Origin of the sequence: Actinoplanes sp. NPDC049118, from assembly GCF_040648555.1 — a bacterium.
In the GTDB taxonomy this organism is placed as follows: Bacteria; Actinomycetota; Actinomycetes; order Mycobacteriales; family Micromonosporaceae; genus Actinoplanes.
This window is the reverse complement of record NZ_JBEZDY010000013.1, coordinates 135,095-155,948: the sequence shown is the minus strand read 5'-3', so window position 1 is coordinate 155,948 and position 20,854 is coordinate 135,095. Positions and strand designations below refer to the sequence as shown.

General features: G+C 72.5%; 19 protein-coding genes and 1 riboswitch. Of the genes, 8 read left to right on the top strand and 11 right to left on the bottom strand.

Going from position 1 to position 20,854, the window contains the following annotated elements:
* Window positions 1-46: 46 nt before the first annotated feature.
* The gene (locus AB0B58_RS21995; protein ID WP_360226357.1) at window positions 47-685 is read left to right on the top strand and encodes a class I SAM-dependent methyltransferase; all 639 of its coding nucleotides are present in this window, start codon (window positions 47-49) and stop codon (window positions 683-685) included.
* Between the two features lie 95 nt (window positions 686-780).
* On the opposite strand, the gene AB0B58_RS21990 is transcribed toward AB0B58_RS21995, so the two are convergent.
* Window positions 781-1,644, bottom strand: coding sequence for a LysR family transcriptional regulator (locus AB0B58_RS21990; protein WP_360226354.1), 864 nt, complete (start codon window positions 1,642-1,644; stop codon window positions 781-783).
* An 82-nt stretch (window positions 1,645-1,726) separates the two neighbouring features.
* On the opposite strand from AB0B58_RS21990, the gene AB0B58_RS21985 reads away from it, so the two are divergent.
* On the top strand, window positions 1,727-2,620 hold the full coding sequence (locus AB0B58_RS21985; protein WP_360226351.1) for an EamA family transporter: 894 nt from the start codon (window positions 1,727-1,729) through the stop codon (window positions 2,618-2,620).
* 281 nt (window positions 2,621-2,901) lie between these two features.
* Here AB0B58_RS21985 and AB0B58_RS21980 read toward each other — a convergent pair whose 3' ends face one another.
* Complete coding sequence (locus AB0B58_RS21980; RefSeq protein ID WP_360226348.1) at window positions 2,902-3,705, bottom strand: DUF6745 domain-containing protein; 804 nt, start codon at window positions 3,703-3,705, stop codon at window positions 2,902-2,904.
* An 82-nt stretch (window positions 3,706-3,787) separates the two neighbouring features.
* Window positions 3,788-4,663: a class I SAM-dependent methyltransferase gene (locus AB0B58_RS21975; RefSeq protein ID WP_360226345.1), complete on the bottom strand. Its 876-nt coding sequence runs from the start codon at window positions 4,661-4,663 to the stop codon at window positions 3,788-3,790.
* 47 nt (window positions 4,664-4,710) lie between these two features.
* On the opposite strand from AB0B58_RS21975, the gene AB0B58_RS21970 reads away from it, so the two are divergent.
* The gene (locus tag AB0B58_RS21970; protein WP_360226342.1) at window positions 4,711-5,268 is read left to right on the top strand and encodes an XRE family transcriptional regulator; all 558 of its coding nucleotides are present in this window, start codon (window positions 4,711-4,713) and stop codon (window positions 5,266-5,268) included.
* A gap of 536 nt (window positions 5,269-5,804) precedes the next feature.
* Here the strand turns inward: AB0B58_RS21970 and AB0B58_RS21965 are convergent.
* Window positions 5,805-6,332 (bottom strand): GNAT family N-acetyltransferase, encoded by a 528-nt coding sequence (locus AB0B58_RS21965; protein WP_360226339.1) that lies wholly within the window; start codon window positions 6,330-6,332, stop codon window positions 5,805-5,807.
* Window positions 6,333-6,453: 121 nt separating this feature from the next.
* Between AB0B58_RS21965 and AB0B58_RS21960 the strand changes: the two genes are divergently transcribed.
* Window positions 6,454-7,557 carry a DUF4037 domain-containing protein gene (locus tag AB0B58_RS21960; RefSeq protein ID WP_360226336.1) on the top strand — a complete coding sequence of 368 codons (1,104 nt, stop codon included), beginning with the start codon at window positions 6,454-6,456 and terminating at the stop codon, window positions 7,555-7,557.
* A 186-nt stretch (window positions 7,558-7,743) separates the two neighbouring features.
* On the opposite strand, the gene AB0B58_RS21955 is transcribed toward AB0B58_RS21960, so the two are convergent.
* The 4 genes from AB0B58_RS21955 to AB0B58_RS21940 form a co-directional block, all read right to left on the bottom strand.
* The gene (locus AB0B58_RS21955; RefSeq protein WP_360226333.1) at window positions 7,744-10,242 is read right to left on the bottom strand and encodes a DUF3516 domain-containing protein; all 2,499 of its coding nucleotides are present in this window, start codon (window positions 10,240-10,242) and stop codon (window positions 7,744-7,746) included.
* A 305-nt stretch (window positions 10,243-10,547) separates the two neighbouring features.
* Window positions 10,548-11,192, bottom strand: coding sequence for a nucleotidyl transferase AbiEii/AbiGii toxin family protein (locus tag AB0B58_RS21950; RefSeq protein WP_360226330.1), 645 nt, complete (start codon window positions 11,190-11,192; stop codon window positions 10,548-10,550).
* A gap of 9 nt (window positions 11,193-11,201) precedes the next feature.
* Window positions 11,202-11,558 carry a hypothetical protein gene (locus AB0B58_RS21945; RefSeq protein WP_360226327.1) on the bottom strand — a complete coding sequence of 119 codons (357 nt, stop codon included), beginning with the start codon at window positions 11,556-11,558 and terminating at the stop codon, window positions 11,202-11,204.
* 151 nt (window positions 11,559-11,709) lie between these two features.
* The gene (locus tag AB0B58_RS21940; protein WP_360226324.1) at window positions 11,710-12,549 is read right to left on the bottom strand and encodes an NAD(P)H-binding protein; all 840 of its coding nucleotides are present in this window, start codon (window positions 12,547-12,549) and stop codon (window positions 11,710-11,712) included.
* A gap of 97 nt (window positions 12,550-12,646) precedes the next feature.
* On the opposite strand from AB0B58_RS21940, the gene AB0B58_RS21935 reads away from it, so the two are divergent.
* The gene (locus AB0B58_RS21935; RefSeq protein WP_360226321.1) at window positions 12,647-13,006 is read left to right on the top strand and encodes a helix-turn-helix domain-containing protein; all 360 of its coding nucleotides are present in this window, start codon (window positions 12,647-12,649) and stop codon (window positions 13,004-13,006) included.
* A gap of 9 nt (window positions 13,007-13,015) precedes the next feature.
* Here AB0B58_RS21935 and AB0B58_RS21930 read toward each other — a convergent pair whose 3' ends face one another.
* Window positions 13,016-13,690: a DNA polymerase beta superfamily protein gene (locus AB0B58_RS21930; RefSeq protein ID WP_360226318.1), complete on the bottom strand. Its 675-nt coding sequence runs from the start codon at window positions 13,688-13,690 to the stop codon at window positions 13,016-13,018.
* A 9-nt stretch (window positions 13,691-13,699) separates the two neighbouring features.
* On the bottom strand, window positions 13,700-14,695 hold the full coding sequence (gene mgrA, locus AB0B58_RS21925; RefSeq protein WP_360226315.1) for an L-glyceraldehyde 3-phosphate reductase: 996 nt from the start codon (window positions 14,693-14,695) through the stop codon (window positions 13,700-13,702).
* Window positions 14,696-14,753: 58 nt separating this feature from the next.
* Window positions 14,754-14,851, top strand: a riboswitch (glycine riboswitch).
* Between the two features lie 76 nt (window positions 14,852-14,927).
* Here mgrA and gcvP point away from each other — a divergent pair.
* Window positions 14,928-17,735 (top strand): aminomethyl-transferring glycine dehydrogenase, encoded by a 2,808-nt coding sequence (gene gcvP / locus AB0B58_RS21920; protein WP_360226312.1) that lies wholly within the window; start codon window positions 14,928-14,930, stop codon window positions 17,733-17,735.
* Between the two features lie 184 nt (window positions 17,736-17,919).
* Here gcvP and AB0B58_RS21915 read toward each other — a convergent pair whose 3' ends face one another.
* Complete coding sequence (locus AB0B58_RS21915) at window positions 17,920-18,120, bottom strand: DUF5999 family protein (RefSeq protein ID WP_360226309.1); 201 nt, start codon at window positions 18,118-18,120, stop codon at window positions 17,920-17,922.
* Window positions 18,121-18,359: 239 nt separating this feature from the next.
* On the opposite strand from AB0B58_RS21915, the gene AB0B58_RS21910 reads away from it, so the two are divergent.
* Together AB0B58_RS21910 and def are read left to right on the top strand one after the other, a co-directional pair.
* Complete coding sequence (locus tag AB0B58_RS21910) at window positions 18,360-19,505, top strand: chorismate-binding protein (protein ID WP_360226675.1); 1,146 nt, start codon at window positions 18,360-18,362, stop codon at window positions 19,503-19,505.
* Between the two features lie 45 nt (window positions 19,506-19,550).
* Window positions 19,551-20,048 (top strand): peptide deformylase, encoded by a 498-nt coding sequence (def, locus tag AB0B58_RS21905; protein WP_360226306.1) that lies wholly within the window; start codon window positions 19,551-19,553, stop codon window positions 20,046-20,048.
* Window positions 20,049-20,854 lie beyond the last annotated feature (806 nt).

Here is a 20,854-nt window from a genome sequence, read left to right as displayed (position 1 = left end):
GCAAGGTTCTTTGCGCTCCGGCGGCCGGGGCGGTCACTCTCGGCCCATGAGTGACGAGAGCTTCTGGGATTCCCGGTACGCGGAGCAGCACCACGTGTGGAGCGGCGAGCCCAACGTCGTGCTGGCGCGCGAGGTCGACGGCCTGCTGCCGGGCCGCGCGCTCGATCTGGGCTGCGGCGAGGGCGCCGACGCGATCTGGCTGGCCGGGCGGGGCTGGGCCGTCACCGCCGTCGATGTCTCCGCGGTCGCCCTGGACAAGGCCGCCGCGCGCGCCGCCGAGGCCGGGGTGACCGTCGACTTCCAGCGGCACGACCTCGCCGCCTCGTTCCCCGCCGGCAGCTACGACCTGGTGTCCGCGCAGTTCCTGTACTCGCGCGCGGGCATGCCCCGGGAGCGGGTGCTGCGCAGCGCCGCCGCGGCCGTTGCGCCCGGCGGCATCCTGCTGATCGAGGGTCACCAGGACCTCGGCCCGTTCGCTGCGCGGAGCCTCGAGCACGGTGACGTGCACTTCCCGGAGCCGGACGAGGTCGTCGCCGCCCTGGAGCTGCCGGAGGGGGAGTGGGAGGTGCTGCTGAGCGAGGCCCACGACCGGCTGCAGGAGGGCCCGGACGGGCGGCCGGCGCACCGCACGGACGGCACGGTGAAGGTGCGCCGCCGGCCGCGGCGCGGGTCAGGGTGTCGGTGACGGTCGCGGTCACCCGGTCGCGGTCACCCGGTCGCGGTCACCCGGTCGCGGTCACCCGGTCGCCGGTCCGCGGCGGGCCGGTCGGTCGCCCGCGGTCACTGCGCGCCGAGCAGCCGCAGCATCAGCGCCAGCGGCGGCCAGCCGGCCCGGCCGCGCCGGGTCACCGCGTAACTGCGCAGCAGGACCTGCGGACCGGGCACGGCCAGCAGCCGTACGCCGGGCAGCCTCGGCCCGTCCATCGGCAGCAGCCCGACGCCCAGCCCGGCGACGATGAGGTCCTGCACTAGGTCCAGGCTGTCCGCCCGGTGCACGATCCGCGGCGCGAAGCCCTCGAGCGACGCAACGGTGCGCACCACGTCCTCGTCGGCGGTGTTGCGCGAGTTCACGATCCAGTCGTGCTCCCGGAACCCGGCGAACTCCGTCGCCGCGGCGTGCAGCGGCACCCCGAGGCCCCAGGGCGCCTCCCAGAGCGGCATCGCGATGAGCGTCGGGTCGAACGCGGCCGGCGCGAGGTTGTAGTCGTAGGTCAGCGCGAGGTCCATCAGGTCGGTGGCCAGCAGCTCGAACGCCTCGAACGGCTCGTGCTCGTGGATCAGCAGGCGGACCCGCGGGTGGGTGGCGGCGAGGGTGGCCGCGATCGGCAGCAGGCACCGGCGTACGGCCGTGGCGAAGCCCGCGACGCGCAGGTCTCCGGCGGGTTCCGCGTCGGGGTCCAGGTCCAGGCGGGCGGCCTCGACCGCGGCCAGGATCGTGACCGCGTGCTCGGCGAGGCGGCGCCCGGCCGGGGTGAGGCGGACCCGGCGACCCTCCGGCTCGATCAGCGTCGTGCCGGCCTCGCGGGCCAGGACGGCGAGCTGCTGGGAGACGGTCGAGGTGGTGACGTGCATCTCCTCGGCGACCTCCCGCATCGAGCCGAGCCGGGACAGTTCGAGCAGTAGGCGCAGGCGTCGCGTGTCCATCGGACTATTGTCAATCAAACCCGAACGTTTAATCCACTATTAGCACGTGGACGTGAACAGTTAGGGGAGCTCTACTTGACCGATGCGTACAGATGCACGGACCGGCACGGCGATGGCGCTCGCCTCGATGCTCCTCGTCCAGCTCGGCCTCGCGGCGTCCGTCGCCCTGATCGACCGGATCGGCACCGAGGGCGCGGCGTGGCTGCGCCTGGCCTGGGCCGGGGTGATCCTGCTGGTGCTCGTCCGGCCGCGGCTGCGCGCGTTCACCCGCCGGGCCCTGCTGGCCAGCGTCGCCCTCGGCGTGGTCACCGCGGCGGTCACCATGCTCTTCATGGCCGCGATCGCGCGGCTGCCGCTCGGCACGGCCAGCGCGCTGGAGTTCCTCGGCCCGCTCGCCGTCGCGGTGATCCGCGGGCGGCGCGGCACGAAGGTGTTGCCGATGCTGGCAGCGGTCGGCGTCGTCCTGCTCACCGAGCCGTGGCACGGCGGCATCGACCTGGTCGGCGTCGGATTCGCGCTGGCGGCGGCGGTGTGCTGGGCGGCGTACATCCTGCTCACCCAGCGGGTCGGCGACGAGGTCTCGGGTCTGCAGGGCCTGGCGGTGTCGATGCCGGTCGCGGGCCTGGTCGCGACGCTGGTGGTTGGCCCGTCGGTGCTGGCCGGCATCACCTGGCAGATGCTCCTGGTCGGGGTCGGCCTGGCGGTACTGCTGCCGGTGGTGCCGTTCATCCTCGAACTGCTCGCCCTGCGCCGGCTGACGACGGCCGCGTTCGGCACGCTGATGAGCCTCGAACCCGCGTTCGCGTTGGTGATCGGGCTGCTGCTGCTCGGCCAGGTGCCCGGCTGGGCGCCGGTCGCGGGAGTCGCCTTCGTGGTGGCGGCGGGCATCGGCGCCGAACGTACGGGCGCCCGCGAGCAGGCCGCTCCGGCGCCGGTCGCCCGTCCGGCCGAGGACGGCGTCCTGGCCGGGCGCTGAAGGCCTGGTCGAGGGTGACGTCATTGTTTGATCTTGACTGACGCCCGGCCGGCGCGGCGGGCGCACACATCACCGGAAGTCAGGTTTGGCGATGGACGACAACGAGCAGGTCCTGCTGAGCGCGGCGGCGAATCTGTGGCGCGGCGCCGAGGCGGTCGGCGGCCGGCTCACCCTGGACCGCACCACGCTGCGGTTCAGCGCGCACGCCCTGAACTTACGGTCGGGCATTGGTTGTGGAGCGGGTGCGGCCGGGCGTGGGTGCCCGGCCGCACCCATACGGGTCAGGTGCGATAGGTGACGGCCGGCAGGGCCGGTTCCGGCAGGGTGTCGTCGCTCAGGTGAACGGGTTCGATCCGTGCGGGCCGTTCCACCACGACGCAGACCTCCTCGCCCGGCCACCACCAGCCGCAGGAGCGGGCCAGGGTCGCCCAGTCGTCCAGGCGGCCGCCGACCAGCGGACTGTGCTGCGCCAGCCCCAGCCGGCGCAGCACGTCGTAGTAGGCGATCCAGTACGCGTCCTGCTGTCCCCACCACCCGACGGGAACGCGGCCCGATGCCCCCAGGGTGGCGCGCACCGGAAGGACCACGCTGTCCACCAGGACGGTCCGCAACGCGCCGCGGACGCCTTGGCGCAGCACCTCGCCCAGCGGGATACCAGCGTCCAATGCGGCCGGTGGGGGCAGCACCGGCCAGGGTTTGTGCTCCTTGCCGGGCGGCCGTCGTGGGCCGAGGCAGGGGTCGGCGCCGTCGTCGAGGGCGCCCATCAGCCGGGACCAGCCGGCGGCGATGTCGCCGGCCAGCGGCGGGCGGCCCGGCGGTCGCCGGGGCCGCAGCCACCGCTGCAGGTCGTCGTGGGAGGGCATCCCCGCCGTCAGGGGCAGGGCGTCGCGGGGCGAGCCGACCCAGGCGAACCGGGGCCGGGCACGACCGTGCCGTCGGTACAGGCGGGTGAGGACTTCCTCGGCGGCGTCGCGGTCGGCCGGCTCGGTGGCGAGACCGATGTCCCGCCACTCCCGCCGGAGTTCGACTGCTCTGTGCCAGTGATCGAGGTCGGCGGCGGCTCGGCGCCGCGTCGGGGCGGTCAACGCGCGAGGGCGCACGCGCCCTTCGGCTCAGCGGTAGTCATGCGCGCCATCGTGACCCACCGCCGCGCACCGGGCAACCGGATTACGGCCGCCTGCACAACCAGGCGCTGCGCTCGGCGTGCACGGCCAGATCGTCGCGCCTCAGCAGGCTCTCCGGCCCGTCGCCGTCGAGCAGGGTGTGCAGGATGGCGTGGTCGCCGGCGCCGATCTCGTCGTGCAGGACGGACCGCATCCGTACCAGCGTGGCCTGCGCGTAGCGGCCGGCGGCGGCCGGAAGCGGGTCCGTCAGGTCGATCCTGAAGTGCCGCGCGGCCTCCACGGCGAATCCGGCGTTGCTCAGCCGCGGCCCCCAGTCCTCGCCCCGGTGCGGCATCTCGACGGCGTGCCTCGCGTCCAGGGCGGCGTGCAGCCGCGCCTCGACGCCGCCGCCGAGGCCGTCCGGCAGGAACCGCGGGAAGGACGCCATCTCGGCTACGGCCAGCAGGCCGCCGGGCCGGATCGAGTCGAACACGGCGGCGAGGACGCGGTCCGGGTCCGCCACGTGGTGCAGGGACGCCGAGGCCCACACCAGATCCAGGCCGTCGACGCCGGGCCAGCCCTCGTCCAGGTCCGCCTGGACGGTCCGGATCCGGTCGGCGACGCCGGCCTTCGTCGCCTTGTCCCGCAGGCGGTGCAGCATGTCCGGCGACACGTCCACCGCGATCAACTCGGCCTCGGTGAAACGCCCGGCCAGCGCGAGCGTGCCGGTCCCGTTACCGCAGCCCAGATCGAGGATCCGCCGCGGCGCGCCGCCGGCCAGCTCGTAGATCTGGTCGATCAGCGCCTCCCGGTACGCGTGCAGCACCTCGGCGTCGAGATCCAGCAGCTCGGGCAGCGCGTCGGCGTCGTGTCCGTGCTCGTGTCCGTGCCCATGCCCATGTCCGTGCCCGTGCTCATGTCCGTGCCCGTGTTCTCCCATGAGCCGACCATAGCCGCGCATTGCGCCAACGACATATAGTCTTGCGTATGACGCAAGACGGAGATCTCGATTCCATCGTCCGCAAGCGGATCCGTGGACTGCGCGCCGCCCGGGGCTGGTCCCTGGACGACCTGGCCGCCCGCTGCCACCTGAGCCCGTCGACGCTCAGCCGGATCGAGACCGGACACCGCCGGATCGCCCTCGACCAGCTGGCGCCCATCGCCCGGGCCCTGGGCACCACCCTCGACCAGCTGGTCGAGTCCGTCGACGACGACGACGTGGTGATCCGGCCGCAGCGCGACGAGGCGCGGGGGAGGACGACCTGGCTGCTGTCCCGCGAGTCCGGTCCGGGCGGCGTCACCGTCGCGAAGATCCGGGTCACCAGGCCGGCCCCGGCCGAGCTGCGCGTGCACCCCGGCCGGGACTGGCTCACGGTCCTGTCGGGGACCGTGATGCTGCGGCTGGGCGAGCGGACCATCCTGGTCGGCACCGGCGAGGCGGCGGAGTTCTCCACCATGGTCCCGCACTCCTTCGGGGCACACGACGGCCCGGCCGAGATGCTCTGCATCCTCGACCACGACGGCCAACGCACGCACCTGCGCTAGACCTCGGATTCGCCGCCGGGGTCTGTATCGAGTCCATTCGACGGCTCGGTCGACCGCTGTTGCCGGATGCCGGGATCTGCTGACTGCACGCCGGCGTCGACGGCCCACTTCGCGCGATCACTCCGACGGCCGTTCGTAGCGCTCGGTCGCCTTGCCCGCCAGCGTTCACGGCGGTGGATGTTGTGGGGGAGCGGTGAGCTCCGCACCGTTACTCGTCAGTGTCCGCCGCGACGGTGGATGTTGTCGGGACGTGGTGAGCTTCGCGCCGCTATTCGCCCACGTCCGTGGCGGCGGACGTTGTGGAATGGCTTGGACGTCGGCTGTTTCACGGAACGGGATCAATCCAGTTGGAGCGCCGCTCCCGCGGCGCGCCCGCTCGACCTGATCAACACCACCACCCGGGCCGTGTCGAATGAGATCGGCAGGCCCGGGACCTGGAAGCCGCAAAGTGGATCAGACACCGATCCCACCGAAGGGTGTCCAGAGCTGGAGGATGTCTCGCGACTGACGAGTGCCGGCTCGCCTGGACCAGCGCCTCACGACCTGCTTCGGCCGCCGCTCGACGCATCGGACGGTGCGGGATCCGCGGGACCGCCGAGGCGCAGGAGCGTTTCCTCGATCTCCGCGTTCCGCCCGTTGGCGAACCCGATGTCCGTGCCGGTGATCTCGAATCCCGCCCTCCGCAGCACCCTCAGCGATGCCACGTTGTCACTCGCGACGCGGGCGAACAGCGGCCGGACCGGAACCGATTCCAGCAGCAGGGCGAGCGCCCGGCCGGCGATGCCCTGCCCCCAGACGGCCCTGTCCAGCCAGTACGTGACCTCGGTTTCGCCCTCGATGACGAAGCGCGCGATGCTGCCGACGAGCCGTCCGTCGACCGTGACGGCGCGGTTGTCGCAGTCCGGCGACGCCCTGATCTTCGCCATGTGTGCGTCGAACGCGGCGCGGTCGTCGGGATCCGCGGCGGTGAAGGCGGCCATCCGGACCGACTCCGGATCCCGCATCTGTTCGAACAGGGCGTCCAGGTCGGCGTCCTCGATCGGTCGCAGTGCCACCTCAGCCACGAGTGATCCCCAATCCTCATCCAGCACCGTGCAGCGGGGCTCAACGTATCAACGGCGTCTGACATGTTCGGAGCCCGGAAAACCCGGGGCGTGGTGTCCGGTCCACACGGTACGGTTCCGCATGGTCGGGATCGCGCACCCGGGACCGCCGCAGTTCCTGCCGGGGCTGCGGCTTTGCCGGTATCTCTACGTGGAGGCGGTGCGTCCGCTGCTGGACGCGGCGTACCCCGGATTGCGGCACGCCGCCGCGCGGGTCGGACCGGGCTCGGAGGTGCTCGGCTTCGACACCGAACGCTCCGTGGATCACGACTGGGGGCCGCGGTTGGAGCTGTTCCTGACCGCCGGGGACGCCGCCCGTCACGGCGGGGAGCTGTCGGCGCTGCTCGCCGAACGGCTGCCGAAACAGGTGCGCGGCTGGCCGACCAACTTCGAGCCCGCCGGCGCGCCCGTGCGGGTGATGACCGCCACGACCGGGCCGGTGGCACACCGGGTGCATATCACCGACGTGGCGGCCTGGTCGGCCGAGCTGCTGGGCTTCGACGCCCGCCCCGGCGTGAGCGACCTGGACTGGCTGGCCACCCCCGCCCAGCGGCTGGCCGAGGTCACCGGCGGCGAGGTCTTCCACGACGGCATCGGCGAGCTGACCGCCCTGCGCGAACGGCTGCGCTGGTACCCGGGCGACGTGTGGCGCCACCTGCTCGCCGCCCAGTGGACCCGCATCGCCCAGGAGGAGGCGTTCGTCGGGCGTACCGCCGAGGCCGGCGACGAGCTCGGCAGCCGCCTGATCGCCGCCCGGCTGGCACGGGACGTCATGCGGTTGTGCCTGCTGCTCGGCCGCCGCTACCCGCCGTACGGGAAATGGCTCGGCACGGCGTTCGCCGGGCTGCCCGGCGCCGGCGCGATCGGCGCGGCGCTGCGCGACGCCGTTGACGCGCGTGACCCGGTGCGCCGGCAGGCGGCGCTGTGCGACGCCTACGAGGCGGCCGGCCGGTGGCAGAACCGGCTCGGCCTCGCGCGCCCGGTCGACCCGGCGCGCCGGCCGTATCACGACCGGCCCTATCCGGTGATCGACGCCGGCCGTTTCGCGACCGCGCTGCTCGAACGCGTCGGCGACGCCGGGCTCGCCACCCTGCCGCCGTTCGGCGGCGCCGACCAGTACGTCGACAGCACCGACGTCCTCGGCCGGCCGGCGCTGACGCGGGCGCTGATGACGGTCCTCAGGTGACCTCCGCCGACCCGGACCGGCCCATATCGTCTGCGGGGTGTCCACCCTCTCCGGGCCGCCCGGCGGCCGTTCGGTCTGTGACCGCGTCCGGCTGCTGTGCGGGGACGTCGTCGGGCGGCTGCCGCCCGGCCCGGCCCGAGGCCTACCGGTACGAGCAGACCCACACGGCGGATTGATCCCGAGAGGTCAGTGCGGGCCGACGGCCGTGATCCGGATCGCCGCCGCGCCCGCCTCGTCGCTGGCCTCGAGGTCCACCTCGGCCTCGATGCCCCAGTCGTGGTCGCCCTCCGGGTCCTCGAAGACCTGCCGGACCTTCCACATCGCCGGGGTGGTCTCGATGTGCAGCAACGCGGGGCCACGCGCCGACGGGCCGGTACCGACGACCGGGTACTCGGCGTAGTAGTCCTCGAGGGCCTCGATCCACTTCTCGGTGTTCCAGCCGGACCCGGCGTCCAGCTCGCCGAGGTCCTCGGCGCGGCGCAGCGCGAACAGCTCGACGCGGCGGAACATCGCGTTGCGGACCAGCACCCGGAACGCGCGCACGTTGCGGGTCACCGCCGGCGGCTTGTCGTCCAGCGGCGACACCTCGGCGACCTCGGCACCGGGGTTGCGCAGCCGCTCCCACTCGTCGAGCAGGCTCGAGTCGACCTGGCGTACCAGCTCGCCCAGCCACTCGATCAGGTCGGTCAGCTCCTCGGTGCGCGCGTCCTCCGGCACCGTCTGCCGCAGCGCCCGGAACGCGTCCGCCAGGTAGCGCAGCACCAGGCCCTCGGAGCGGGACAGGCCGTAGAACGACACGTATTCGGTGAAGGTCATCGCCCGCTCGTACATGTCGCGGACCACGGCCTTGGGCTTCAGCTCGTGGTCGGCGACCCACGGGTGGCCCTGCCGGTACGTCTCGTAGGCGCCCTCCAGCAGCGGCAGCAGCGGCTTCGGGTAGGTGACCTCCTCGAGCAGCTCCATGCGCTGGTCGTACTCGATGCCCTCGGCCTTCATGGCGTTGACGGCCTCGCCCTTGGCCTTGAACTGCTGTGCGGAGAGCACCTGCCGCGGATCTTCGAGGGTCGCCTCGATGACGGAGACGACGTCGAGCGGGTACTCCGGCGACTCCCGGTCGAGCAGCTCCAGGCAGGCCAGCGCGAAGGGGGACAGGGCCTGGTTGAGCGCGAAGTCCAGCTGCAGGTCGCCGGTGAGGCGGTAGCGGACGCCGTCGGGTGAGGCGACCCGTTCGACGACCCCGCCGGCCAGCAGCGCCCGGGCGATGGCCAGGGCCCGGCGGATGTGCCGGCGCTGCGCGGCGGGCTCCTCGTGGTTGTCGGTCAGCAGGTGCCGCATCGCCGCGAACGGGTCGCCGCCGCGGGCCAGCACGTTGAGCAGCATCGCGTGCGACACGTGGAACGACGAGGTCAGCGGCTCCGGATCGGCGACGATCAGCCGGTCGAAGGTGGGCTGCCCCCAGCCGATGGTGCCCTCGGGCGGCTTCTTGCGGACCACCTTGCGGCGCTTCTTCGGGTCGTCGCCGGCCTTGGCGAGCATGCGCTCGTTGTCGATGACGTGCTCCGGCGCCTGCACGATGACGGTGCCGATGGTGTCGTAGCCGGCCCGGCCGGCCCGCCCGGCGATCTGGTGGAACTCGCGGGCCTTGAGCAGCCGGGTACGGACGCCGTCGTACTTGGACAGGCCGGTGAACAGCACGGTCCGGATGGGCACGTTGATGCCGACGCCGAGGGTGTCCGTACCGCAGATGACCTTGAGCAGGCCCGCCTGCGCGAGGGTCTCCACCAGCCGCCGGTACTTGGGCAGCATGCCGGCGTGGTGCACCCCGATGCCGTGGCGCACCAGCCGCGACAGGGTGCGCCCGAAGCCCGCGGTGAATCGGAAGCTGCCGATGGCGGCGGCGATCGCGTCCTTCTCGGCGCGGCTGCACATGTTGATGCTCATCAGCGACTGCGCGCGTTCCAGGGCGGCCGCCTGGGTGAAGTGGACGATGTAGACCGGCGCCTGCCGGGTGGTGAGCAGCTCCTCGATCGTCTCGTGCAGCGGCGTCATCGCGTACGAGAAGATCAGCGGGACCGGTCGCTCGGTGTTGCTGACCACGGCCGTGGGCCGGCCGGTGCGCCGGGTGAGGTCGTCGACGAAGCGGGTCGTGTCGCCGAGGGTCGCCGACATCAGCACGAACTGGGCCTGCGGCAGCTCGACCAGCGGCACCTGCCAGGCCCAGCCGCGGTCGGGCTCGGCGTAGAAGTGGAACTCGTCCATGATCACCTGGCCGACGTCGGCGTCGGCGCCCTCGCGCAGCGCGAGGTTGGCGAGGATCTCCGCGGTGCAGCAGATGATCGGAGCGTCCGCGTTGACGTTGGCGTCGCCGGTGAGCATGCCGACGTTGTGCGCGCCGAAGATCTTGCAGAGGGCGAAGAACTTCTCGCTGACCAGCGCCTTGATCGGCGCGGTGTAGAAGGTGGTGCGCTTGTCGGCGAGGGCCACGAAGTGCGCGCCGGTCGCCACCAGGCTCTTGCCCGAGCCGGTCGGGGTGTTCAGGATGACGTTCGCCCCGGTGGCGATCTCGATGAGCGCCTCCTCCTGATGCGGGTACAGCGTCAGGCCCTGCTCGGCGACCCAGGTCTGGAAGGCGTCGAAGACGGCGTCGGGTTCGGCGGTGCCGGGCAGGCGTTCGGTGAGCGTCATGATCTGCCAAGCCTATCCAGTGCCGCGCCGTGCACAGCACCGTGGCCGGGCGCGCATCGCGTCCGGCCACGGAAGGGACCTTGCTGTGGAGTTGCAGGTGATCCGTCAGGCGCCCGACGCCGGGCGGATCGGGCCGGCGACGCTGCCCGCGAGGCCGGGGACGGCGGCGGCGACGGCGGTTGTAGCGGTTCGAAGGCACATTGGGGAGCTCCTTCGTGAGGTGTCTGCCTCGCAGGGACATAGATTCGACCCGGCCGGTTGCCGTCCGGTACGCCTCCGGTTGCGAAACGGTTGCCGAGGCCCGCTCAGCGGGGCCAGTCCGCCAGCCGCCGCCGCAAAGCCCGGACGTCGTCGGCGGTCAGGCCGTAGTGCCCGAACCGGTCGTTGTCGAGGCGGTCCAGGTAGCGGCCCGCGTCGGCGATGTCCTCGTCGTCGAGGCCCGGCTCGAGGGCGCGGGCCAGCTCCAGCACGCGGTCGAGCGGGTAGCGCTCCAGGGCGGCGGCGACGTCGATGTAGTCGCGCACCTCGCGGCGGTTGACCAGGGCGGCCACCTTGGAGGCCACGAGGTCGTCGAGGTGCATGACCGGGCCGACGTCCATCACCACGGGCGCGCGCCGCCGGTCGAGCCGGGTCAGGGTGAGCCGCAGGGCCCGCGATCCGTCCGCCACGTGATATTCGCGCAGGTCCTCGTCCATGCCCTCGAACATCTCGTCGGCGACCTCGCGGAACACCTGGTAGCCGGCCGCGGTCAGCGCGGCGGTGACCTGCCCGGCGGCCGCGCCGACCGCGCCCGCGGTGTCGGTGAACAGGTCGATGTCCTCCGTCGGCCGGCGCACCAGCCCGTTGACCAACCATGCGACGCCGCCGCCGAGCACGAATCCGTGCTTCTCGCCGACGCCGAGGGCGATGGTGGTCACGTCGCGGTAGAAGTCGTCGATGTTCGCGGTCACGCGGCCACGCTAGCGGTGGCCCCCGACAGTTCCGCGGCGCAGCATCGGGTGGCGGGCCTCCCAGGCCGCGCGGACGCCGCGGGGCAGGTTGAGTTCCGGCCAGAGCCGGACCAGCGTCGCTCCGTGCAGGTAGTTGCGGAGCTCGTCGACGCGGACCGCCTCGCGGAGCACGTTCTCGTACATCCAGGCGAGCATGGTCGGCTGGTCCAGGTCGAAGGCGCGGTGCGGATTCCACCACAGGCGCAGCGGCAGCTCGACGATGCCGTGCCGGGGCCCGGCCAGCTCGCCGAGCGTCCCCGCGACGAGCACCGGCCGGTGCGGCCGCGCCAGGTGGCGGGCCGGAGCGTCGGGCGCGCTGGTGGGCATGGGACCAGGGTAGACCGCCGAACCCGTCCACGGATAACTCCTAGAATCCTAGGATGGTTTAGCGGGAGTGCGGCACGCCGCACCGAAACCGAAAAGACGGCTTCGCCGGCTGACCCCCGCCCCGCCGGTCGAGCGGCGGGGCGGGGGTCCATCACCGGAAGGCGTCGACGTTGCGCCGGGCCCAGTCGCCGAAGGCTCGTGGCGCGCGACCCAGGACCTGCTCGGTGTGCGGGCTGATCCGCAGCTCCGCGGGGATGGGCTCGCCGAGGATGTCCAGGGTTCCGTCGACCACCGGCTCGGGCATGAACCGCACCATCTGCGCTCGAGCCTCCGCCCGCGTCTGGTTGACGAATCGGATCGGCCGGCCCAGCGCCTCGCCGAGGATCGCGACCCGCTGTCGTGGTGTGGTCAGGGCCGGTCCCGTCAGCTCGTAGATCCGGCCGGCGTGGTCGGCCTCCCGCAGGACCGCGGCGGCGACCTCGGCGATGTCGGCGGGATCGACGATCGGCAGGCCGACGTCGCCGAACGGCGCGGCGACCGTCCGCCGATCACGTGCCGACTCCGCCCACGCGTAGGCGTTGGACGCGAAACCGCCCGGTCGCAGAATCGTCCAGGCCATGCCGGACCGCCGTACCGCGTCCTCGATGCCGCGCAGCGGTGCGTGCGAGACGGAACCGGGGCGCGTGCCGGCGGCCTGCGAGGAGAGCAGGACGAGGTGTTCGACCCCACCGGCCTTCGCGACGTCGAGGAGATCGCCGGGGCTCAGATCCGCACCGGCGCCCGCGACCAGCAGGAACAGCGCGCGGGCCCCGTGCGCCGCCGGTCGCAGGGTTTCCGGCCGGGTCAGGTCGGCCCGGTGGTGGCGTACGCCCGGCGGGGTGGCCGCCGGCGGCGTGCCGCGTGACACCGCGGTCACCGGCTCGCCGGCCGCCGCCAGGGCTGCCACGAGTACCCGGCCGACATTGCCGGTGGCTCCCGTTACCACGATCATGATCGACTCCTCAGGCTTCGGCGTCGCCCGCCCTTGTCGGCGGCGACGCGGCGAAGCTAGCATCGCCGGGATAGTAGGTACCTACAGGAAAGTGACTATGCAGAGCGATCCCGTGCAGGCCTGCCCCGTCGCCCCGGTCGTCGACATCGTCTTCAGCAGGTGGACCACGCCGATCCTGTGGACGCTGAACTACCAGGGGCGACAGCGCTTCGTCGAGCTTCAGAGACGGATCGCCACGATCACGCCGAAGGTGCTGACCCAGCGGCTGCGGCAACTCGAACGCGACGGGCTCGTCGTGCGCACCTACCACCCGGAGGTCCCACCCCGAGTCGAGTACGAGATCAGCGACCTCGGCCGCAGCGTCGCGCCGCTGTTCGCCCAGCTCGCCGACTGGGCCGCCACCCACCTCGACGACGTGGAGCAGGCCCGGGACGCCTACGACGAGACGCCGCGGTAACGCCGGCGGTCACCGCAGACCCCTTTCGCGTACGGAGCAGAGCAGCTCGTCGACGGCCGCCCGGTCCGGTGACACCGGCAGGGTGGTCGCGGCCGTCGCGGCGGCCAGGTCCTCGAGCAGTTCGTCGACCCATGCCGTCACCGACTCCCACGGCAGGTCACCGCGGCGGACGGCGAGCAGCCGCTCCCGCAGCGGCGACACGTCGACCAGGACCTCGCCGGTGCGCAGCACGTGCGCCCCGGCCAGCAGCAGCCGGATCATGTGCATGGCCTGCTTGTGGTTGGTCTCGCCGGTGCGGGCGCGGCGGGCGGCGACGCGCCTGAGCTGGTCGCGGGCGTACGAGCCGTAGGTCTCGGCGACCCGGCGGGACAGGAACGCGCGCCGCGTGGCCCGCAGCCGTTCGCCGTCGGAGGTGATCCGCTCGACCAGAGGGGACCAGAGCACCTCGAGCACGGTCGGGTTGGCCTGCAGCGCGAGGGTGCAGAACCGCTCGATCTCCCAGGAGAACTGCTCGTCGGCCGGGCCGTCGAGGTGGGTCGGCGGCTTGTCGAGCCGCCAGAAGAGCCGGGTCGGCGCCGCGTACACGCCGCGGCGGTCGTGGTCGGAGCTCGGGCCGTCGAGGCCGTATGCGCGGGAGCCGACCACGACCGCGAGGACCGTGTGCTCGGTGACGAGGTTGATCATCCAGTGTTTCTACAGGTCGAGGACGGTGCCGTCGATCTCGTTGAGCTCGTCGTCCGAGAGCGTGAGGTTGCCGAGGGCGGCGACGTTGGTCTCGAGCTGCTCGACGCTGCTGGCCCCGATGATCAGGCTGGTCATCCGCCGGTCGCGCAGCGCCCAGGCCAGCGCCATCTGTGCAAGGGACTGGCCGCGGCGCCCGGCGATGTCGTTGAGGTTGTGCAGCCGGCCGAGGGTGGCGTTGTCCAGGTCGCTCTCGTTGAGGAAGACGCTGGTGCGCACCCGCGAGTCCGCGGGGATGCCGCTCAGGTACCGGTCGGTGAGCAGGCCCTGCTGCAATGGGCTGAAGGCGATGCAGCCGGCGCCGACGGCCTCGAGCGTGTCGAGCAGGTGGTCCTTCTCGATCCACCGGTTCAGGATCGAGTACGACGGCTGGTGAATCAGCAGGGGAGTGCCGAGCTCCTGCAGGATCGAGGCGGCCCGCGCGGTCTGCTCGGCGCTGTAGTTGCTGATGCCGGCGTAGAGGGCCTTGCCGGAGCGCACGACGGCGTCGAGCGCGCCCATCGTCTCCTCGAGCGGGGTCTCCGGGTCGGGGCGGTGGTGGTAGAAGATGTCGACGTAGTCGAGGCCGAGGCGCCGCAGCGACTGGTCGAGCGACGAGACGAGGTACTTGCGGCTGCCCCACTCGCCGTAGGGGCCGTTCCACATGTGGTAGCCGGCCTTGGTGGAGACGATGATCTCGTCGCGGTGGTGGCGGAAGTCGGTGCCGAGGATGCGGCCGAAGTTGCTCTCGGCGCTGCCGGGCGGCGGGCCGTAGTTGTTCGCCAGGTCGAAGTGGGTCACGCCGAGGTCGAAGGCGCGGCGGGTGATGTCGCGCTGGCGTTCGATGGGGCGTCCGTCGCCGAAGTTGTGCCAGAGGCCGAGGCTGATGGCGGGCAGCCGGATGCCGCTGCGCCCGGAGCGTCGGTAGGTCATGGTGTCGTAGCGGTCGTCCGCGGCGGAGTAGGTCACACACCACACCCTAGGTTCGGCGTCGAGCACATTAACGCTGGTAGGTTCATACCAGCCGTACTCCTGCGCGGGAGAGACCACCGGGTGCACGTCCGGTGGCGCCGAAGGGGCAAATTCTCCCCAAAACCTCTCAGGCAAAAGGACCGCGAGGGTAGGCGACTCTGAAGTGCCCTGTGGGTATGACAGAGGGGGAGGTTGCTGTCGTCGACCTCTTTCTCCCGCAGGAGCCGCCATGACGTTCGCATCACGCCACATCGGCCCGGAGGCCGGCGCGCAGACCCAGATGCTCAAGGCCATCGGGTACGCGTCCCTGGAGGCGCTGATGGACGCCGCGATCCCCGAGGTGATCCGCTGGCACGGCACGCTGAACCTGCCGGCGGCGGCCTCCGAGGAGGAGACGATCGCCGAGCTGCGGGAGATCGCCGGGCGTAACACGGTGGCGACCTCGATGATCGGGCTCGGCTACTACGGCACGTTCACCCCGGCCGTCATCCGGCGCAACGTGCTGGAGAACCCGGCGTGGTACACGGCGTACACGCCGTACCAGCCGGAGATCAGCCAGGGCCGGCTCGAGGCGCTGCTGAACTTCCAGACGATGGTCACCGACCTGACGGGCATGAACACGGCGAACGCGTCGATGCTCGACGAGGGTACGGCGGTCGCCGAGGCGATGACGCTGGCCCGCCGGTCGTCGAAGAGCCGCAGCAGCGTCTACGTGGTGGACGCGGACACGCTGCCGCAGACGCTCGCGGTGCTGCGTACCCGGGCGGAGCCGCTCGGCATCGACCTGGTGCCGGTGGACCTGGACGCCGGGGACGAGCTGCCGGCGGAGTTCTTCGGCCTGCACCTGCAGTATCCGGGCGCCTCCGGCGCGGTGCGCGACCACGCGGCGGTGATCGAGGCAGCGCACGGCGTCGGTGCCCTGGTCACGGTGGCGGCCGACCTGCTCGCGCTGACGTTGCTGCGGGCGCCGGGCGAGATCGGCGCGGACATCGCGGCGGGTACGACGCAGCGTTTCGGCGTGCCGCTCGGCTTCGGCGGCCCGCACGCCGGCTATCTGGCCGTGCGCGCCGGCCTGGAGCGTTCGCTGCCGGGCCGGCTGGTCGGCGTGTCCAAGGACGCGGACGGCGCACCGGCATACCGGCTGGCCCTGCAGACCCGGGAGCAGCACATCCGCCGGGAGCGGGCGACGAGCAACATCTGCACCGCGCAGGTCCTGCTCGCGGTGATGGCGAGCATGTACGCGGTCTACCACGGCCCGGAGGGGCTGCGGGAGATCGCCCGGCGCACCCACGAGCGGGCCGGCGCGGTCGCCGCGGGCCTCGCCGCGGCGGGCGTCGAGGTCGCGCACGCCGCGTTCTTCGACACGGTGACCGCGGTGGTGCCGGGCCGGGCCGCCGAGGTGGCCGAGGCGGCCGCGCGTGGCGGCGTCGACCTGCGGCTGGTCGACGCGGACCGGGTCTCGATCTCCTGCGACGAGACCACGACGCCGGCGCACGTCGACGCGGTGCTCGCGGCCTTCGGCGCCACGGCCGGCCCGGCGCCGGCCGTGGCGATCCCCGTGGCACTGGGCCGCAACACGGTCTTCCTGACCCATCCGGTGTTCTCGTCGCACCACTCGGAGACGGCGATGCTGCGCTACCTGCGCCGGCTCTCGGACCGCGACTACGCCCTGGACCGGGGCATGATCCCGCTGGGTTCGTGCACGATGAAGCTCAATGCGACCACCGAGATGGAGCCGGTCACCTGGGCGGAGTTCGCGAACATCCACCCGTTCGCGCCGGCGTCGCAGACCGCGGGCTACGAGGCCCTGGTCGCGCAGCTGGAGCGGTGGCTGGCGGAGATCACCGGCTACGACGCGGTGAGCGTGCAGCCGAACGCGGGCTCGCAGGGCGAGCTGGCCGGGCTGCTGGCGATCCGCGGCTACCACCGTTCCCGCGGTGAGACGCACCGCGACGTGTGCCTGATCCCGTCGAGCGCGCACGGCACGAACGCGGCCAGCGCGGTGATGGCGGGCATGCGGGTCGTCGTGGTGGCCTGCGACGACAACGGCAACGTCGACCTGGCGGACCTGGCCGCGAAGATCGAGAAGCACGCGGAGACGCTGTCGGCGATCATGGTGACCTATCCGTCGACGCACGGCGTCTACGAGAAGGGCATCGCCGAGCTGTGCGCCGCGGTGCACGCCGCGGGCGGGCAGGTGTACGTCGACGGGGCGAACCTGAATGCGCTGGTCGGCTTCGCGAAGCCGGGCCTGTTCGGCGCGGACGTCTCACACCTGAACCTGCACAAGACGTTCTGCATCCCGCACGGCGGCGGCGGCCCGGGCGTCGGCCCGGTGGCGGTCCGCGCGCACCTCGCCGAGTTCCTGCCCGGCGACCCCCTCGAGCCGGGCGATCACCACGCGGTGTCGGCGGCGGCGCACGGCTCGGCGGGCATCCTGCCGATCTCGTGGGCGTACCTGCGGATGATGGGCCCGGACGGCCTGGCGGCGGCGACGGCCGTCGCGGTGCTGTCGGCGAACTATGTGGCGGCGCGGCTGCGTGACCACTTCCCGGTGCTGTACGCGGGCAACGAGGGCCTGGTGGCGCACGAGTGCATCCTCGACCTGCGGCCGCTGACGAAGGCGACGGGCGTGACGGTGGACGATGTGGCGAAGCGGCTGATCGACTACGGCTTCCACGCGCCGACGATGTCGTTCCCGGTAGCGGGGACGCTGATGGTGGAGCCGACCGAGAGCGAGGACCTGGCCGAGCTGGACCGGTTCTGCGAGGCGATGATCGCCATCAGGGGTGAGATCGACCGGGTCGCGGCGGGCGAGTGGCCCCGGGACGACAATCCGCTGCGCAACGCCCCGCACACGGCGGCGTCGGTGACGGCGGACGAGTGGTCGCACGCGTACCCGCGGTCGCTGGCCGGTTTCCCGGCGGGCGTGGACCGGACCTCGAAGTACTGGCCGCCGGTGCGTCGCATCGACGGTGCGTACGGCGACCGGAACCTGGTCTGCTCGTGTCCGTCGCCGGAGGCGTTCGAGGAGTGAGTCGACCGCTCGGTGACTGAGCCGTCGAGCGGGTCGGCCGGGGATGTTCCGGTCGGCCCGCGGGGCGGTGCCTGTTCCCGGCGGGTCTCGCCGGGTCGTGTGGTGCGGTGTGGCTACCCGCCGGCGTAACCGGCGGTCTGTGCTGGCCGGCGTGTCGTGTGCCGGTGTTGAGCCAACGTGTCCGTCAGGCCGCGAGGGCGTGCCGGGCAGGTCCGCGGTGCGGTGCGATGGTGCTTCCGTCGGGCAGCAGCTCGCCGGTGTCCTCGAAGACGATGACACCGTTACAGAGCAGGCTCCAACCCTGCTCGGGGAAGGTCGCCACGACTCGGGCCGCTTCGCGGTCCACGGCTGCGGCGGAGGGACAGGAGTTCGGGTGCTGGCACATCGTGTGTCTCCGGTAGTGGGGTTGTGTTGTGTTTCACATCAACGGGGCGGAACACTACTCCCATCCGAACGATTTCGGATTTCCCGGGTGACGGTGCCCCGTTGAAGGAATCCACTGTTCAGATGCTCCACGTCGGGCCGGGATACGGCCACTTTCCGACACCTGGATCGGGTACTCAACCGGGTTTTCCGGCGTCCTGCCAGGGCCGTCACCGTGCGTCATGCCGTTTCGAGTGGTCCCTGGGTGATCCCGGAGACCCAGCCGAGCTTGTCTCCGAGTTCCTCTCCGGCAACGGACTGGGGGTGCGAGAACTTGGCCGAACGGCCAGCGAAATTCACCCGACCGGCGCGGGAACCCCCTGTGGGGCGGCACTGTACGTGTCCGCCTCGGCCGGATCGGTGATGGTTGGCGGGCCTCCCGGCGCCCCTTCGCCGGTGCCCGGGATCCCCGACGTGGTGGCCGTCGTCTACATCCACGATCCCGCCGAAACATCACTGTCCGTAGCGGAGTCGTGTGCGATGAGTCCGGACCTTTCGGGCGGTTCCGGCAGCCGAACGGAGGCCGCGCCCTGGCGTGTCGGGCCGTGGCGCGAAAGCTGGAGTCGCGCCGAGCACGCCGCCGCGGTGAATTCCGCGCGAGCGGCGATCGGGCGCGGCGACGTTTATCAGGTCAACATTGTGGGACACGCCTCGGCGCCTTACACGGGCGATCCGGGTCCTGCCCTTACCCGGGTGGCCGGGCTGCCCGGTGCGCGCTATGGCGGCGTTCTCAGCGGTGCGGGATGGGCCATGGCGACGGCGTCCCCGGAGACCCTCGTCGAGGTGCGCGGCGGCCGGGTCGTCACCCGGCCGATCAAGGGCACCCGCCCGGCCACCGCGCGGGGCCGCCGCGAACTGCTCGGCTCGGCCAAGGAGCGCGCCGAACACGTGATGATCGTCGACCTGCAGCGCAACGACCTGGCCCGGCTGGGCGGCGTGGGCCCGGTCCGGGTGGACGAGCTGTTCGCGGTGCGCCGCTGGTGCGGGCTGTGGCAGGCCGAGTCGGTGGTCTCCGCGCCGATCGAGCGGCCGCTGGGCCTGGCCGAGCTGCTGCGCGCCGTCTGCCCCGGCGGCTCCGTGACGGGCGCGCCGAAACTGGCGGCGCTGTCCGAGATCGCCCGCCTGGAACCCGTCGGCCGCGGCGTCAGCATGGGCGCCCTCGGCTGGGTCGGCACCGACCACGTGGACCTGGGCCTGAGCATCCGGACGGCCGCGGTCGACGGCGAGCGGGTGCACCTCTGGGCCGGCGGCGGCATCACCTGGGACAGCGACCCCGTCGCCGAGGTCGACGAGGCCGCCGCGAAGGCCGCCCCGATGCGCGCCGCGCTCGAGGGCGCACACCATTGACGCGCCGCGGCGGGCGGGCCGGCACCTTCGCATAGGTTGGTGTGCATGACTGTTCGCCCCATCCGGCTGTTCGGCGACCCGGTGCTGCGTACCCCCGCGGAACCGGTCGTGGTTTTCGACGACGCCCTGCGCGCGCTCGTCGCCGATCTGGAGGACACCGTCCGCGAGCCCGGCCGCGCCGGCGTGGCCGCGCCGCAGATCGGCGTGAGCCTGCGCGCGTTCTCCTACAACGTGGGCGGCGAGGTGGGCCACCTGATCAACCCGGTGCTCTCGGAGTTCGCCGGGGAGCAGGACGACGAGGAGGGCTGCCTGTCGCTGCCCGGCATGGGCTACCCGACGCCGCGGGCGTGGGCGGTGACGGCGACCGGATTCGATCAGTTCGGCGAGCCGCTGACGATCTCCGGGACCGGACTCCTGGCCCGGGCGTTGCAGCACGAGACGGACCACCTGGACGGCTGCCTCTACATCGACACCCTCAAGGGCGACACCCGCCGCCAGGCCCTCCGCGAACTGCGTCGAACCCGCCCCCTGACCCGCCCCTGACGCGGCCCCGGCACGGCACTTTGGGCCGGCGGTTCGTTCGAGCGGCGGCACGCCGCCTCAGCGCGGCGGGATTCGCCTCGCCAAAGGTCGGCGCCCGCTGGGTGATCTCGACCGGTCCGGTCGCGGGTTGGCTGTTCGCCGGGCGATAGCAGCGGTCGAGGTGATCGGCCCGCCCGGGCCGGGCACGCGGTCGCGCGGCGGGACTTTCCTCGCCCGGCGCTCGTCGCGGGGTGATCTCGGCTCGGTTCGGCGTGGCGACCCAGCCGCAGGTTCGCTGTCCGTCCGGCGATCGCAGGACCGAGGGCCGGGTCTAGGTGGGCCGCCTGGGCCGACCGTCTGAGGCCGCGCCCACCGTGATAGCGCGGCGGGATCCGTCTCGCCCGGGGTTGGTTGCTGCGGGGTGATCGCGGGCTCGGTCCCGGCATGGCGACCCGGTGGCGGGCGATCGAAGACCCGGCACCGGGGGTCGAGGTGGGGCGGCCCGTCTGGGCCGACCGGGGGCGTGTCGCGGGCGGCGCGGCGGCATGTGTCCCGCCCGGGGGTGATCTCGGCTCGGTTCGGCATGGCGACCCGGTCGCAGGTTTGCTGTTCGCCCGGCGATCGCAGGACTGGGCGGTCTGGGTCGAGGTGGGCGGCAAGTCTGGGCCGACCGGGGGCGTGTCGCGGGCGGCGCGGCGGGATGTGTCCCGCCCGGGGGTGATCTCGGCTTGGTTCGGCATGGCGACCCGGTCGCAGGTTTGCTGTTCGCCCGGCGATCGCAGGACTGGGCGGTCTGGGTCGAGGTGGGCGGCAAGTCTGGGCCGACC

Coding starts and splice junctions, on each gene's coding strand:
- def (WP_360226306.1), top strand. CDS start 19,551: ATGACTGTTCGCCCCATCCGGCTGTTCGGCGACCCGGTGCTGCGTACC.
- AB0B58_RS21995 (WP_360226357.1), top strand. CDS start 47: ATGAGTGACGAGAGCTTCTGGGATTCCCGGTACGCGGAGCAGCACCAC.
- AB0B58_RS21960 (WP_360226336.1), top strand. CDS start 6,454: ATGGTCGGGATCGCGCACCCGGGACCGCCGCAGTTCCTGCCGGGGCTG.
- AB0B58_RS21945 (WP_360226327.1), bottom strand. CDS start 11,558: ATGCCCACCAGCGCGCCCGACGCTCCGGCCCGCCACCTGGCGCGGCCG.
- AB0B58_RS21915 (WP_360226309.1), bottom strand. CDS start 18,120: ATGTGCCAGCACCCGAACTCCTGTCCCTCCGCCGCAGCCGTGGACCGC.
- AB0B58_RS21940 (WP_360226324.1), bottom strand. CDS start 12,549: ATGATCGTGGTAACGGGAGCCACCGGCAATGTCGGCCGGGTACTCGTG.
- AB0B58_RS21985 (WP_360226351.1), top strand. CDS start 1,727: ATGCGTACAGATGCACGGACCGGCACGGCGATGGCGCTCGCCTCGATG.
- gcvP (WP_360226312.1), top strand. CDS start 14,928: ATGACGTTCGCATCACGCCACATCGGCCCGGAGGCCGGCGCGCAGACC.
- AB0B58_RS21930 (WP_360226318.1), bottom strand. CDS start 13,690: ATGATCAACCTCGTCACCGAGCACACGGTCCTCGCGGTCGTGGTCGGC.
- AB0B58_RS21990 (WP_360226354.1), bottom strand. CDS start 1,644: ATGGACACGCGACGCCTGCGCCTACTGCTCGAACTGTCCCGGCTCGGC.
- AB0B58_RS21955 (WP_360226333.1), bottom strand. CDS start 10,242: ATGACGCTCACCGAACGCCTGCCCGGCACCGCCGAACCCGACGCCGTC.
- AB0B58_RS21975 (WP_360226345.1), bottom strand. CDS start 4,663: ATGGGAGAACACGGGCACGGACATGAGCACGGGCACGGACATGGGCAT.
- AB0B58_RS21935 (WP_360226321.1), top strand. CDS start 12,647: ATGCAGAGCGATCCCGTGCAGGCCTGCCCCGTCGCCCCGGTCGTCGAC.
- AB0B58_RS21970 (WP_360226342.1), top strand. CDS start 4,711: ATGACGCAAGACGGAGATCTCGATTCCATCGTCCGCAAGCGGATCCGT.